Raw genomic sequence first — 12,739 nt, 5'->3', positions numbered from 1 at the left:
CGTCGATCCGGTAAAGCAGGCACCAGGCCCCCTTGTCCCAGGCGACGGCCACCAGGCCCGTGGCAAAGGAGAAGCCCGCGCCCCGGCCCCGGCCCCGGGCCACGATCATCGCTTCGGGATCGCTTTTCAGGACATGGCGCAATCCCCGGCGAAGACTGCGCTCCTCGTCGTTGAACCAGATGGCCGCACTGCCCAGAAAGGTCACCGCCGAGCCGGCGATGGCCACCAGCAGAAGAAGGCGGGCGAGTTCGCTCATGGACGCGAGGCTAGCCGGAGTCCGGGATTCGCGACAGGGGTCAGAGGTTCAGCTCGGCGACCACCGGGACGTGGTCTGACGGCTTTTCCTTGTCGCGTTCGTCGCGGTGGATCACGACCCCGGCCAGACGGTCGGCGGCCTGCGGCGACAGCAGCAGGTGATCGATGCGGATCCCGAGGTTTCGCGGCCAGGCTCCGGCCTGATAGTCCCAGAAGGTGTAGCCCGCCGGCGCGCCGTCGGCCTGCATGTAGGCATCGGTGAAGCCGAGGTTTTTCAGGGCCCGGAAGGCGGCGCGACTCTCGGGCTGGAACAGGGCGTCGCCGGTCCAGGCTGCGGGATTGGCCACGTCGGCGGTTTCGGGAATGACATTGTAGTCGCCGGCGATGACCAGCGGCTCCTCGAAGGCCAGCAAGCCCTGGGCATGGGCGTGCAGGCGGCGCATCCAGGCCAGTTTGTAGGCAAACTTCTCGGTGCCGATCGGGTTGCCGTTGGGCAGATAGATGCCGCAGACCCGCACAGGCGTGGGTGAACCGATCACCGCCTCGATATAGCGGGCCTGTTCGTCGGTTTCGCCGTCCTCAAGGAAGGGCAGGCCGCGTCGCACGTCTTCCAGCGGGAACTTCGACAGCAGGGCGACGCCGTTGTAGGTCTTCTGGCCGTGGACCGCGACATTATAGCCCAGCCGTTCAAAGGCTTCGGTCGGAAACTTCTCGTCGATGCACTTGATTTCCTGCAGCACGGCCACGTCCGGAGCCTGGGCCTCGAACCAGGCCAGCACACCTTCGAGGCGAGCATTCACGGAATTGACGTTCCAGGTGGCGATACGCATTGACGGCTCCAGAGGGCGCGGGGAGGCTAGGGCTCATGAGGCGCGCACTCAAGTCGGGTTACAGGCTTTCCAGCCGGACACAGTCAACCCTCCTGGTTCTGCTGACGCTCGGCTGGCTGCTCATGGCCGTGCCGGGCGCAATCCTGGCCGTGTTTGCGCCACTTGTCTTCGACCGGCCAGGCAACCTCCACAACCCTGTGGCCTGGTTGGGCTTTGGTTTGGGAGGGCTGTTTTGGGCGGTGTGCCTGCTGTCTCCAGCGCTGGCCTGGATGCACTGGCGCAAGGGCCGTCGCACCCGGGCCTGGGCCGCAATGGCCGCTCCCATCGCCTGGGCGGCTGCGGCGGTCACGGTCTTGCAGTTCGTGCCGGGGTAGGGGGAGCTGGCAGCCCCAGCCGCCCGCCTAGATCGAGAAACTGACCCCACAGCCGCAGCTGGACTTGGCGTTGGGGTTGCGCACCCGGAACTCGGCGCCGGCCAGTTCGTCGACGAAGTCGATCTCCGAGCCCTTCAGCAGGGCCATGGAGATGACGTCAACCAGGGCGGCGGCGCCGTCGCGTTCGATCTTCAGGTCGTCGGCCTCGACCGTCTCGACCAGGTCGAAGCGGTACTGGAAGCCCGAGCAGCCACCCCCGTCCACGGCGACGCGCAGCATCAGGGGACGGCCTTCGGTCTGGCCGATGGCGTTGATCCGGCGGGCGGCATTGGGGGAAAGGGTTACGGCTGTGTCGGTCATGGCTGTGGAAAACTCATCCTTCTCCTATATGAGGATAACCGGGCCCCGGCGAAAGGGGTGAAAGTTGGCAGAGCGCTACATGACCACTTCGTCTTTCCTCGTCGTCCGTGCCCCCTATGCCGAGGATCCTTCCCGGTCGCATGGTCGTCACCACAAGGAGGACGAGAGCCGCACCCGCACGCCCTTTGCGCGCGACCGCGACCGGATCATCCACAATTCGGCCTTTCGCCGCCTGAAGGAGAAGACCCAGGTCTTCGTGGCGCATGAGGGCGACAACTTCCGCACCCGCCTGACCCATTCGCTGGAAGTGGCCCAGGTGGCGCGCTCCCTGGCCACGGCCCTGGGGCTGGATTCCGATCTCGCCGAGACCATCGCCCTGGGCCACGACATCGGCCACCCGCCGTTCGGCCATGCCGGCGAGGACGAGCTGCAGGCCAAGATGGCCCCCTATGGCGGCTTCGACCACAACGTCCAGACCTTCCGGGTCGTGACCGAACTGGAACACCGCTATCCCGATTTCGTTGGCCTGAACCTGACCTGGGAAACGCTCGAGGGGATCATCAAGCACAACGGTCCCGTGACCGAAAAGCTCGGCAAGCCGTCCTGGAAGGCGATCTCCAAGTACGATGCCGAGTATAATCTGGGCCTCGACACCTGGGCGTCGGCGGAAGCCCAGGTCGCGGCCCTGGCCGACGACATCGCCTACAACAACCACGACGTCGATGACGGCGTGCAGGCGGGGCTGTTCACCCTCGACGACCTGCTGGACGTGCCGCTGATCGGTCCCATCCTGTTTGCCGTGAAGAGCGAGCGCCCGGATCTCGATGTGCGCCTGACCCGGCTGGAAGCCGTGCGGCGGATGATCGGGGCTATGGTCGACGACGTGATGGGCGAGACCCTGCACCGGGCCGCGACCACCGGCGTGCAGTCGGCCGATGAGGTGCGGGCCCTGGACCATGCGCTGGTGGCGTTCTCGTCCGACATGGCCGAGGACCTGGCCCGTCTGCGGCAGTTCCTGCACACCCGGATGTACCGCCACTGGAAGGTCAACCGCACCCGCAGCCAGGCCCGCCGTATTCTGGCCGAGATGTTCGACTTGTTTCTGCGCGAGCCGGATGTCCTGCCGACCGTCTGGTTCGAGAAGTCCCAGAACCGCGACGAGGCGGGACGGGCGCGCGTGGTCTGCGACTATATTGCAGGCATGACCGACCGGTTCGCCATCGAGGAGCACAGGAAGCTGTTCCACCTCGATATCTGGAACTAGCCTCGACACAGGCAGCCCGGGCCAGAACGGCCCACAGCCGTATTGGTTCGGACGGTTATGGCGCGCCAGTCCCTTCGATAAACTGATGGCGCGCGCATGTGATTCGGCGGGTCGAGCCGTGCGAGCCGAGTTCTGGAGTCTAATCGCGATGTCCGATCCTCACCGCGGCGCCTATACGCCGCCGACCGATGCGCCCCTGTCCTTCGACGCGCGCCAGCCGGTCCGTGGCACGCGCCCCCTGCCCATGACTCTGATCATCAGCGCCGTGGTGCTGCTGACCCTCGTGGTGGCGGTGGTCCTGATCTATCGCGGTGGTGTCCGCGGGCCCAACGAGCCGCCGGCGACCGTCGGTTCGCAAGTTGCGGAGATGAAGACGGCCCCGCCGGCCGGCAGCCAGACGGCTGACCCGGCTGCCGGCCTGCAGATCTATCGTAACGAAGAGCCGGCTGCGTCGCCGACCTTCGCGGCCCAGCCCGAGGCGCCGATGCCGCGTCCGGCCGCGCCGATTGAGGCCCAGCCTGTCCAGTCGGCAGCCCTGCCGCCGCCCCAGCCCAAGCCTGTCGCCGTGGCCGTTGCTCCGCCGCCGGCCAGGCCGGTCGCCGCCAAGCCGGCGCCGACCATTGAAGCCCTGGCGACGGCCGCTGTCGCGCCCAAGCCTGCCGCCCCCAAACCCGTCGCCGCCAAGCCTGTGGTCGTGGCCACGGCTTCCAAGCCGGCCGCTGCGGCCTCTACCGGTGGCGCGGCCATGGTGCAGATCGGGGCCCTGTCCTCGACCGCCCTGGCTGACAAGGCCTGGAACGACGCCGCCCGTCTCGCCCCCGGCATGGCTGCCGGCAAGGGCAAGAAGGTCGAGGCGATCGAAAAGAACGGCGCGACCCTTTACCGGACGTCGGTCACGGGCTTTGCCAGCCGGGCTGAGGCCAAGGCCTTCTGTGATGCCATTTCGGCTGCGGGCAAGTCCTGCTTCGTGAAGTAGGAGAGGGCGCTTGAACAGCTCCGCCGCGATCCTCGGCTGCGCCGGGACCACCCTGAGCCGCGAGGAAGAGGCCTTCTTCCGCGCAGTGAAGCCGTGGGGCTTCATCCTGTTCAAGCGCAATATCGATACGCCGCAACAGACCCTGGCCCTGACGGAGGCCCTGCGCGAGACGCTGGGGCGGCCCGATGCGCCGATCCTGATCGACCAGGAGGGCGGCCGTGTCGCCCGCCTGCAGCCGCCGCACTGGAAAAAGTACCCGCCCGGCCGGGCCTATGGCCAACTGGTCGCCAATGACCCCCTGGTCGCCCGCGAGATCACCCGTCTCGGGGCCCGGCTCATCGCCCACGACCTGCGCGCCATCGGCGTCAATGTTGACTGCGTGCCGGTGCTGGATGTTCCCGACCCCAAGGGGCACGAGATCATCGGCGACCGCGCCTATGGTGATACGCCCGAGCAGGTGGCGACCCTTGGGCGCGCTGCTGCCGAGGGGCTGCTGGCCGGCGGAGTCCTGCCGATTATCAAGCACATCCCCGGCCACGGCCGCGCCATGAGCGACAGCCATCTGGAGCTGCCGGTGGTCAAGGCCAAGCTGGCCGAGCTGGACGCCCGCGACTTCGCCCCGTTCCGCGTACTGTCGGACATGCCGATGGCGATGACAGCCCACGTCGTCTACACGGCCATTGACCGCAAACGGCCGGCCACGACCTCGAAAAAGGCCATCAAGAAGATCATCCGCGAGTCCCTGGGCTTTGACGGTCTGCTGATGAGCGATGACCTGTCGATGAAGGCGCTGTCGGGCGACTTCCGCCAGCGGGCCAGGGACAGTCTGTCGGCAGGGTGCGACGTCGTCCTGCACTGCAACGGCGACATGGCCGAGATGGAGGCCGTGATGTCGGGGGTCGGGCGGATGTCCAAGGAGGCCCGCCGCCGCGCCCAGGCGGTGATGAGCCGGCTGGTCAGGGTGGTCGAGCCCTTCGATGTCGACCAGGCCCGGGCCCGCTTCGACGCCGCCTTCGAAGGCGGCTTTGCGTGACAACGGGGTTCCAGCCCACACTTGATTTCGAAGCCGCCAATGCCGCGGCCGAGGACGGTGCGGCGCTGGTCATTGACATCGACGGCTATGAAGGCCCGCTGCACGTGCTGCTGGCCCTGGCTCGCAGCCAGAAGGTCGACCTGCTCCAACTCTCGATCACCCGCCTGGCCGAGCAGTATCTGGCCTTCGTGCAGCAGGCGCGGCGGGTGCGGTTCTCGCTGGCGGCGGATTATCTGGTGATGGCCGCCTGGCTGGCCTATCTGAAATCCCGCCTGCTGCTGCCCAAGCCCGAGCGGGCCCGGGCCGAGGAGCCGCCGGCCGAGGAGATGGCCGCCCAGCTGGCCTTCCGGCTGGCCAAGCTGGATGTGATGCGCCAGGCGGTCGAGGCGCTCAAGGATCGCCCCCTGCTCAGGCGTGACGTCTTCATGCGCGGCGATCCGGACGCAGTGAGGATCGTCTCCTCGACCCGGCTGGAGGGCGATCTCTATGGCCTGATGAGCGCCTACATCACCCAGCGCAAGAAAGAGCACAGCCGCCACTACGCACCGCGTCCGCCGACGGCCTATCCGCTGGAAGATGCCCGCGACCGCCTGCGTACGCTGCTGCCCCGCATGGACAGCTGGACAGCCCTGAACACCGTCGCCCCCATCGAACGCTATCTGGACGAGGAGGAGGGGCCATCCCCGGCTTCCTATCTGGCCTCGACCCTGGCGGCTTCGCTGGAACTGGTGAAGGAGGGCTTGCTGGAAGCCCGCCAGATGGAGGCGTTCAGCGACATCTATCTGCGGACGCTGAGCGAGCCGCGGGAGGCGGAAGCATGAGGGGCTTGTTTAGATGACCATCGACCCCCTGATCACCGAGCGCTGCATCGAGGCGCTGCTGTTCGCTGCCGCCGAGCCGCTCAGCGATGTCGACCTGGCCAAGCGTTTGCCGGAGGGGGCCGACGTCGCATCAGCGATCGAAGGCCTGCGGGCCCGCTATGAGGGCCGTGGCATCGAGCTGGCCTGTGTGGCCGGACGCTGGCGCTTCCAGACGGCGGCTGACCTGTCGTTCCTGATGACCGAGGAGCGCGAGGAGCCGCGCCGTCTCTCGAAGGCCGCCCAGGAAACCCTGGCGATCATCGCTTATCATCAGCCGGTGACCCGGGCCGAGATCGAGGCCGTACGCGGCGTTCAGGCCAGCCGGGGTACGTTGGACGTATTGCTGGAGCTGGGCCTGGTGCGCATGCGCGGCCGCCGTCGTACGCCCGGCCGACCGGTGACCCTCGGCACCACCGACGCCTTTCTCGAGCACTACGGCCTTGCCGCCCTGTCGGATCTGCCGGGCCTGACCGAGATGAAGGCCGCCGGCCTGCTCGAGATGAACCTGCCGCCGGGCTTCACGGTGCCAGACCCGCTGGGCCTGCGTCCGGGCGAGGATGAGGATCCGCTGGAGGACGGCGACGACGCGCCCGAGTTTGCCCAGGACTTCCTCGGGGAGCTGGAAGGGCGCTGATTGCTCGCCTGTGAGGCGGGATAGGCTTGGCTCGCGGCCATGCGAACGCCTATATTGTCTGAGAGATTGTATCGACACGCTACAGCCGCTAATGGGCCGCTGTCGCAAGGAGCACCGTCGCTATGGGTAGCATGAGCTGGATTCACTGGGTGATCGTGATCGGGGTCGTGGCCCTGCTCTTTGGCGGTCGCGGCAAGCTGTCGGGAATCATGGGCGATGCGGCCAAGGGCATCAAGGCGTTCAAGGACGGCCTGAAGGACGAGGAAGTCGCTGACGCCAAGTCGGCCGGCGTTCTGCCCAAGACCGAAGCCGAAAAAGAAAAGTCGTAAGACTCCTCCGGGCACGCCGTCGGCCATGGCCGCGCGTGCCCTTTCCACATCGCGACGGCGGCCTCTGGTTCCGCATCGCCTAAGGCATGTCCATGCTTCCTGATATCGGCGGCTCAGAGCTTCTGGTCATCGCCGCGGTCGCCCTGATCGTGGTGGGCCCGAAGGATCTGCCCGTACTGCTGCGCAAGCTCGGCCAGTTCGTTGCGCGGATGCGCGGCATGGCGGCCGAGTTCCGCTCGAGCTTTGACGAAATGGCCCGGCAGTCCGAGCTCGACGAACTGCGTCGCGAAGTGGCCGCCATGCGCTCGGGCCAGTTCACCAGCCCCGTGCAGGACGCCGTCAAGTCGGCGTCGGACGTCGGTGTCGACCAGGTGTTTGCCGATATTGATGCCAGCCTGAACAGCGGCGCGGTCCAGCCCTATCCTTTCGCGGCAAGAGCCTCGAGCGAGCCGTCGATCCTGCCGCCGGAAGTGCCGGTCGAAGCGCCCGCCACCAAGGTCCGCAAGCCGCGGGCCCCGAAAGCCGTTGCACACGCCGAAAAGGTCGTGACCGAGCCTCTGGCCACCAAGGCCAAGGCCAGGACCAAGACCCCGGCTGTCGCCGACAACGACACACCCAAGCCCACCCGGGCTCCGCGCAAGCGGACGGCACGGGCCGGCGACTCCACCGCTTCGGATATCACCTCGTGACACAGGCCATCGGACACGAACCCGAGGACGAAATCGAGGCCTCGCGCGCCCCGCTGATGGATCATCTGATCGAGCTGCGTGGCCGGCTGATCGTCTGCGTCATCGCCCTGTTTGTCGGCTTCGGCGTCTGCTTTGCCTTTGCCGACAAGATCTTCCTGTTCCTGGTCCACCCCTTCACGGTGGCCCAGCAGCTGCTGAGCGTGCAGCAGGCCGGCGGTCATCACGGTCCGTTTGACCTGCTGCTGGCCCTGGTCGGCCTGAAGGACATCCCGACCGGCTCGGTCAAGGCGCTGGACCTCGTCTACACGGCAGCGTTGGAGTTCTTCTTCACCAAGATCAAGCTGGCCGGCTTCGGGGCCGTGGTCCTGACCTTCCCGGTCCTGGCCTGGCAGCTCTACCGCTTCGTGGCCCCGGGCCTCTACAAGAACGAGCGCGGAGCCTTCCTGCCGTTCCTGTTGGCCTCGCCGGTCATGTTCACGCTCGGCGCGGCGCTCGTCTATTACATCATGCTTCCGTTCGTCCTGTGGTTCTCGTTGAGCCAGCAGGTGACCACGGCCGGTATCTCCATCCAGCTGCTGCCCAAGGTCAGCGACTATCTGACCCTGGTGACCTCGCTTCTGCTGGCCTTCGGCCTGTGCTTCCAGCTGCCGGTTGTCGTGTCGCTGCTCGGCCTGGCCGGGATCCTGTCCAGCAAGATGCTGCGCGAAGGCCGGCGCTATGCGATCGTCGGCGTGTTCATCGCCGCAGCCATCCTGACCCCGCCCGATCCGATCAGCCAGCTGACCCTGGCGATCCCCATGTGCCTGCTCTACGAGATCGGCATCTGGTGCGTCTGGCTGATCGAGCGCAGCAAGGCCCGGGACGAGAAGAAAGCCAACGCCATCGTGGCGGTCTGATCCTCTGCCTCCCGCAAAGGGAGTCGAACTGACCTGGCCCAGGCAACAAAAAACCTCCGCCCCGGAAGGAGCGGAGGTTTTCTGTTTTCGGACGTTCCCGGAGGGGGCTCCCTGATCAGACGACCCTGATCAGGACGCGCGGCGGTGAACGGGCACCGGAAGGGGCCGGGGCTTGACCACGGGGGGGATGGCCTGCCCCGGCGCGCTCGGGGAGCGTTCCGAAAGTGGCTTACAGCGAAGCCAGTTGCTTGTTCGAGCCGTTGGCGGCCTGGAGTTGCGCCTTGGCCGAGCGGACGGCGCTGCCGACGCAGGCCTGGAAGTCGCCGCGGCTGCTGAAGTCCTTCGAGGCCTTGCAGACCGTTTCGGCCGCGGTGCGGATTTCCGCGTGGATCTGGTCGGTCGTCTTGCCCTTCAGCGAGACGCGGACGACGGTGATGGCTTCCTGGCGCGAGGCGACCTTCGGGTTGGCGCGAGCCTTTACGATGCTGGCCATCTGGCGGTTGGCGTCGCGCACCGCGGTGTCGATGCAGTCGCGCGAGGTGTTCTTTTCGGCCAGGCAAACCTGTTCGGCTGCGGCGCGGATGTCGCTGTCGATCTGGGCCTGCGACTTGCCGACCAGGGAAACGCGGACCAGGGTCGCGGCGCTGGCGGGGGCGGCGATGGCGGCCGAGACGGTGATCAGGGCGGCGAGGGCGGCGAACTTCTTCAAGGGTTACATCCTGTAGCTTTGAGGGCTGGAAACGCGGTTCTGCGTACTTGGTGATCTTTTTCGCACCTCAGCTTTAAATTAAGGTGCAGAAACGCGATTAATGATAATTATCCATGATCTAGACTTGAGATCATTCAAATGAAGATCGCTGTTCGGCGGTTCAGCATTAGACAACATTTGGATTTTCAGGAGTTGTTGTGTGGCGGAATGTCGCAGGGCTTTGAATATTCATTTTGTTGCAATCCGGCCCGCATCGATTGCGGCCGCAGCGATCGGTGCGACCTGTCAGGCTGCGACCCTGAAAAGGTTGGCACCTTGGGCGACGCGCCTTAGAGAGGGCCACTCCTGACCGCTACTGTTCGAGCCCGCTCCGATGCACGACATCAAGGCCATCCGCGACAATCCCGCCGCCTTCGAGGCTGCCTGGAGCGCCAAGGGCCGGTCGGGCGCGGCCGCCGAGGCTGTGAGGCTGGATGCTTTGCTGCGGGCCGCCCAGACCGCGCTGCAGGTCAGCCAGTCCAGGCGCAACGAGGCCTCCAAGCTGATCGGCCAGGCCAAGGCCCGGAAGGATGAGGCCGAAGCCGCGCGTCTGATGGCCGAGGTCGAGTCGCTCAAGGGCGACATGGCCACCGCCGCCGAGGACGAGGCCCGCATCGGTGGCGAGCTGCGCGACCTGCTCTCGGCCCTGCCCAACATTCCTGCTGCCGATGTGCCGTCCGGCGAGGACGAGCACGGCAATGTCGAGGTGCGCCGCTGGGGCGATCCCTCGAAGCTGCCGGCCGGTCGCCTCAATGCCCCCAAGGATCACGTCGACCTCGGGGCCGCCCTCGGCGGCATGGACTTCGACGCCGCCGCCCGCATGAGCGGCGCGCGCTTCGTCGTGCTGAAAGGCCAGGTCGCCCGGCTGGAGCGGGCCCTCGGCCAGTTCATGCTCGATCTGCAGACGGTGCAGAACGGCTATGTCGAGGTCAGCCCGCCGCTGCTGGTCAAGGATCAGGCCCTGTACGGCACGGGACAGCTGCCGAAGTTCGCCGAGGACCTGTTCCGGACGACGGTGGATCACTGGCTCATTCCCACCGCCGAGGTCTCCCTTACCAACATCGTCCGCGAGCAGATCACCGACGAGGCGGCTTTGCCCCTGCGGATGACGGCCCTGACGCCCAGCTTCCGGTCCGAGGCCGGGGCCAGCGGCCGTGACACGCGCGGCATGATCCGCCAGCACCAGTTCTACAAGGTCGAGCTGGTCTCGATCACCACGCCCGACCAGAGCGATGCCGAGCACGAGCGCATGGTCCAGTGCGCCGAGGCGGTGCTGCAGGCGCTGGAGCTGCCGTTCCGGACCATGCTGCTGTGCACCGGCGACATGGGCTTCGGGGCTCGCAAGACCTATGATCTCGAGGTCTGGCTGCCGTCGCAAAATTCCTATCGCGAGATCAGCTCGTGCTCCAACTGCGGCGACTTCCAGGCCCGCCGGATGGATGCCCGCTTCCGCAAGACCGGCGAGAAGGGCACCCAGTACGTGCACACCCTGAACGGTTCGGGCCTCGCGGTCGGCCGCACCCTGGTGGCCGTGCTCGAGAACTACCAGGATGAAAACGGTCGGATCACCATACCCGAGGTGCTGGTGCCCTATATGGGCGGCATCACCCACATCGGCGGTGACGCGTGAGGATCCTCCTCACCAATGATGACGGCATCCACGCGCCGGGTCTGGTGGCCCTGGAGAAGATCGCCCGGGCGCTGAGCGACGACGTCTGGATCTGCGCGCCGGAATACGAGCAGTCAGGGGCCAGCCGGGCCCTGACCCTGGCGGACCCGCTGCGGGTGCGGAAGATCGATCCGCGCCGCTTCGCTGTCGAGGGTACGCCGACCGACTGCGTGATGATGGCCGTGCAGCAGCTGATCGACGGCCCTGCGCCGGATCTGGTGCTGTCGGGAGTCAATCGCGGTCAGAACCTGGCCGAAGATGTCACCCTGTCCGGCACCGTGGCCGGGGCGATCGAGGGCATGGCGCTGGGCATCCGCTCCATCGCCCTGTCCCAGACCATCAACTACTTCCATGACGAGATCGTCGCCCACTGGGAGACGGCCGAGGCCTTCGGTCCGGGCATCGTCCAGCGCCTGCTCGAGGTGGGCTGGCCCGACGACGTGATCATGAACGTCAACTTCCCGGCCCTGCCGCCAGAAAAGGTCACCGAGGTCGAGGTCACCCGCCAGGGCTTCCGGGACGGCCACATGCGTCACTGGGACAAGCGCACCGACCTGCGTGGCCGCGACTATTACTGGATGGGCTTCACGGCCCGGGCCTCGCAGCCCAAGGACGGCACCGACCTGAAGGCCGTGTTCAGCGGCAGGATCTCGGTCACGCCGCTGCACATCGACCTGACCCATAACGCGACCGTCCAGAGCCTGAAGGGTCTGCTGGGCGGGGCCCCGCCGAAGCTCGACCCTGCAAAGTCCGGGGGCGGGGCATGAACGGCAAGGCCAAGGCCGCCCCGTCCACCGACCTGCCGCGCCTGATGCAGGCCCTGCGCGACCAGGGGATCACCGATCTCCAGGTGCTGGCCGCCATCGAGACGACCCCGCGCGACCTGTTTACCCCGGACCTGTTCAAGGACCGCTCGTGGGAAGACTCGGCCCTGCCGATCGCCTGCGGTCAGACGATCAGCCAGCCCTATATCGTCAGTCTGATGACCCAGGCCCTGACCATCGAGCCGCGTTCGCGGGTGCTCGAGATCGGCACCGGCTCGGGCTATCAGACCACCATCCTCAGCAAGGTCTCGCGGCTGGTCTATACGATCGAGCGCTACCGGACCCTGATGAAGGAGGCCGAGGCCCGTTTTGCGACCCTGGGCCTGACCAATGTCATCACCAAGTTCGGCGATGGCGGCGAAGGATGGGCCGAACAGGCGCCGTTTGACCGCATTATGGTCACGGCAGCGGCGGAAGATGACCCCAAACGGCTGCTGACCCAGCTCAAACCCAACGGCGTGCTGGTCGCGCCGGTCGGGAAGGGGCCGGTGCAGAGCCTTCGCCGCTATGCCGGAGACGGCAAGGGCGGCTTCAAGGTCGAGGCCCTGTGCGACGTGCGGTTTGTTCCGCTGCTCGACGGCGTGGCCCGCGACCAGTGACGACGAGATTTCAGGGCGCCGTTTGCTGCGGCGGCCTGGTGGTTAATGATTGATTTACCCTTGCGGGGCCGTCTGGACGATCCGCAGGGAAAGGAGAGGCTATGAGGCAGTTGTGGACGCGAGCGGCGGTGATCGCCCTGACGGCTGGAACGCTGGCAGGCTGCGAAACGGCATCGGCCCCGCTTTATCCGGCCCGCGAAGGCCAGGCTCCCGGCCAACCCCTCCGGACCGCGACTCCTAACTTCCCCATCGTCCAGGCCCAGGCCCAGCCGGTGGCGCCGCAGGACGCGCCGATCGATACGGCCCGCCAGCCGAGCGAGGCGGTCCGCGTAGAGCCGATCCCCGAGCCCGCCCGCAGGGCCCCTGAGGTGCAGAGCCAGGCCCTGCCGCCCCTGGCCC

General features: G+C 66.8%; 15 protein-coding genes and 2 pseudogenes. 13 read left to right on the top strand and 4 right to left on the bottom strand.

What is annotated here, in order from left to right:
* A pseudogene (locus DBR10_RS09725) lies at positions 1-256 on the bottom strand (hypothetical protein); the annotation flags it as partial.
* A 40-nt stretch (positions 257-296) separates the two neighbouring features.
* Complete coding sequence (gene xth, locus DBR10_RS09720; RefSeq protein ID WP_108504278.1) at positions 297-1,085, bottom strand: exodeoxyribonuclease III; 789 nt, start codon at positions 1,083-1,085, stop codon at positions 297-299.
* A gap of 35 nt (positions 1,086-1,120) precedes the next feature.
* Between xth and DBR10_RS09715 the strand changes: the two genes are divergently transcribed.
* Positions 1,121-1,459: a hypothetical protein gene (locus DBR10_RS09715; protein WP_233243355.1), complete on the top strand. Its 339-nt coding sequence runs from the start codon at positions 1,121-1,123 to the stop codon at positions 1,457-1,459.
* 27 nt (positions 1,460-1,486) lie between these two features.
* On the opposite strand, the gene erpA is transcribed toward DBR10_RS09715, so the two are convergent.
* Complete coding sequence (gene erpA, locus DBR10_RS09710) at positions 1,487-1,819, bottom strand: iron-sulfur cluster insertion protein ErpA (protein ID WP_108504276.1); 333 nt, start codon at positions 1,817-1,819, stop codon at positions 1,487-1,489.
* Positions 1,820-1,898: 79 nt separating this feature from the next.
* Here erpA and DBR10_RS09705 point away from each other — a divergent pair, with 79 nt between their 5' ends.
* The 8 genes from DBR10_RS09705 (at position 1,899) to tatC (ending at position 8,500) form a co-directional block, all read left to right on the top strand.
* The gene (locus DBR10_RS09705; protein WP_108504275.1) at positions 1,899-3,083 is read left to right on the top strand and encodes a deoxyguanosinetriphosphate triphosphohydrolase; all 1,185 of its coding nucleotides are present in this window, start codon (positions 1,899-1,901) and stop codon (positions 3,081-3,083) included.
* Positions 3,084-3,231: 148 nt separating this feature from the next.
* Positions 3,232-4,059, top strand: coding sequence for a cell division protein FtsN (gene ftsN / locus DBR10_RS09700; protein ID WP_108556298.1), 828 nt, complete (start codon positions 3,232-3,234; stop codon positions 4,057-4,059).
* 10 nt (positions 4,060-4,069) lie between these two features.
* A complete protein-coding gene (gene nagZ, locus DBR10_RS09695; RefSeq protein WP_108504274.1) occupies positions 4,070-5,092 on the top strand; it encodes a beta-N-acetylhexosaminidase in 1,023 nt (340 codons plus the stop codon).
* Positions 5,089-5,913, top strand: coding sequence for a segregation and condensation protein A (locus DBR10_RS09690; RefSeq protein WP_108504273.1), 825 nt, complete (start codon positions 5,089-5,091; stop codon positions 5,911-5,913). Before nagZ ends, DBR10_RS09690 begins: the two co-directional genes overlap by 4 nt.
* Before the next feature lie 13 nt (positions 5,914-5,926).
* A complete protein-coding gene (gene scpB / locus DBR10_RS09685) occupies positions 5,927-6,586 on the top strand; it encodes an SMC-Scp complex subunit ScpB (RefSeq protein ID WP_108504272.1) in 660 nt (219 codons plus the stop codon).
* Between the two features lie 122 nt (positions 6,587-6,708).
* Complete coding sequence (tatA, locus tag DBR10_RS09680) at positions 6,709-6,915, top strand: twin-arginine translocase TatA/TatE family subunit (RefSeq protein ID WP_108504271.1); 207 nt, start codon at positions 6,709-6,711, stop codon at positions 6,913-6,915.
* Between the two features lie 92 nt (positions 6,916-7,007).
* Positions 7,008-7,604 carry a Sec-independent protein translocase protein TatB gene (tatB, locus tag DBR10_RS09675; RefSeq protein ID WP_108504288.1) on the top strand — a complete coding sequence of 199 codons (597 nt, stop codon included), beginning with the start codon at positions 7,008-7,010 and terminating at the stop codon, positions 7,602-7,604.
* Complete coding sequence (tatC, locus tag DBR10_RS09670) at positions 7,601-8,500, top strand: twin-arginine translocase subunit TatC (RefSeq protein ID WP_108504270.1); 900 nt, start codon at positions 7,601-7,603, stop codon at positions 8,498-8,500. Before tatB ends, tatC begins: the two co-directional genes overlap by 4 nt.
* A gap of 229 nt (positions 8,501-8,729) precedes the next feature.
* On the opposite strand, the gene DBR10_RS09665 is transcribed toward tatC, so the two are convergent.
* Positions 8,730-9,209 (bottom strand): UrcA family protein, encoded by a 480-nt coding sequence (locus DBR10_RS09665; protein WP_108503764.1) that lies wholly within the window; start codon positions 9,207-9,209, stop codon positions 8,730-8,732.
* Positions 9,210-9,582: 373 nt separating this feature from the next.
* Here DBR10_RS09665 and serS point away from each other — a divergent pair, with 373 nt between their 5' ends.
* The 4 genes and pseudogenes from serS to DBR10_RS19305 all read left to right on the top strand — a co-directional run.
* The gene (gene serS, locus DBR10_RS09660) at positions 9,583-10,878 is read left to right on the top strand and encodes a serine--tRNA ligase (protein ID WP_108503765.1); all 1,296 of its coding nucleotides are present in this window, start codon (positions 9,583-9,585) and stop codon (positions 10,876-10,878) included.
* Entirely contained in the window at positions 10,875-11,684 is an 810-nt protein-coding gene (surE, locus tag DBR10_RS09655; RefSeq protein WP_108503766.1) for a 5'/3'-nucleotidase SurE, read from the top strand. Before serS ends, surE begins: the two co-directional genes overlap by 4 nt.
* Complete coding sequence (locus tag DBR10_RS09650; protein WP_108503767.1) at positions 11,681-12,340, top strand: protein-L-isoaspartate(D-aspartate) O-methyltransferase; 660 nt, start codon at positions 11,681-11,683, stop codon at positions 12,338-12,340. The genes surE and DBR10_RS09650 overlap by 4 nt, the downstream gene beginning before the upstream one ends.
* 101 nt (positions 12,341-12,441) lie before the next feature.
* Positions 12,442-12,739: pseudogene (locus tag DBR10_RS19305) on the top strand (peptidase M24); the annotation flags it as partial.

The sequence above is a fragment of the Caulobacter sp. HMWF025 genome, assembly GCF_003060965.1.
Taxonomy (GTDB): Bacteria; Pseudomonadota; Alphaproteobacteria; order Caulobacterales; family Caulobacteraceae; genus Caulobacter.
Note: the sequence above shows the minus strand (reverse complement) of the source record. Positions and strands in the feature narration are given on the sequence as shown.

Bases quoted from the DNA above. Each gene is read 5' to 3' on its own strand.
- xth (WP_108504278.1), bottom strand. From the start codon at position 1,085: ATGCGTATCGCCACCTGGAACGTCAATTCCGTGAATGCTCGCCTCGAA.
- DBR10_RS09715 (WP_233243355.1), top strand. From the start codon at position 1,121: ATGAGGCGCGCACTCAAGTCGGGTTACAGGCTTTCCAGCCGGACACAG.
- erpA (WP_108504276.1), bottom strand. From the start codon at position 1,819: ATGACCGACACAGCCGTAACCCTTTCCCCCAATGCCGCCCGCCGGATC.
- DBR10_RS09705 (WP_108504275.1), top strand. From the start codon at position 1,899: ATGACCACTTCGTCTTTCCTCGTCGTCCGTGCCCCCTATGCCGAGGAT.
- ftsN (WP_108556298.1), top strand. From the start codon at position 3,232: ATGTCCGATCCTCACCGCGGCGCCTATACGCCGCCGACCGATGCGCCC.
- scpB (WP_108504272.1), top strand. From the start codon at position 5,927: ATGACCATCGACCCCCTGATCACCGAGCGCTGCATCGAGGCGCTGCTG.
- tatA (WP_108504271.1), top strand. From the start codon at position 6,709: ATGGGTAGCATGAGCTGGATTCACTGGGTGATCGTGATCGGGGTCGTG.
- tatB (WP_108504288.1), top strand. From the start codon at position 7,008: ATGCTTCCTGATATCGGCGGCTCAGAGCTTCTGGTCATCGCCGCGGTC.
- serS (WP_108503765.1), top strand. From the start codon at position 9,583: ATGCACGACATCAAGGCCATCCGCGACAATCCCGCCGCCTTCGAGGCT.
- DBR10_RS09650 (WP_108503767.1), top strand. From the start codon at position 11,681: ATGAACGGCAAGGCCAAGGCCGCCCCGTCCACCGACCTGCCGCGCCTG.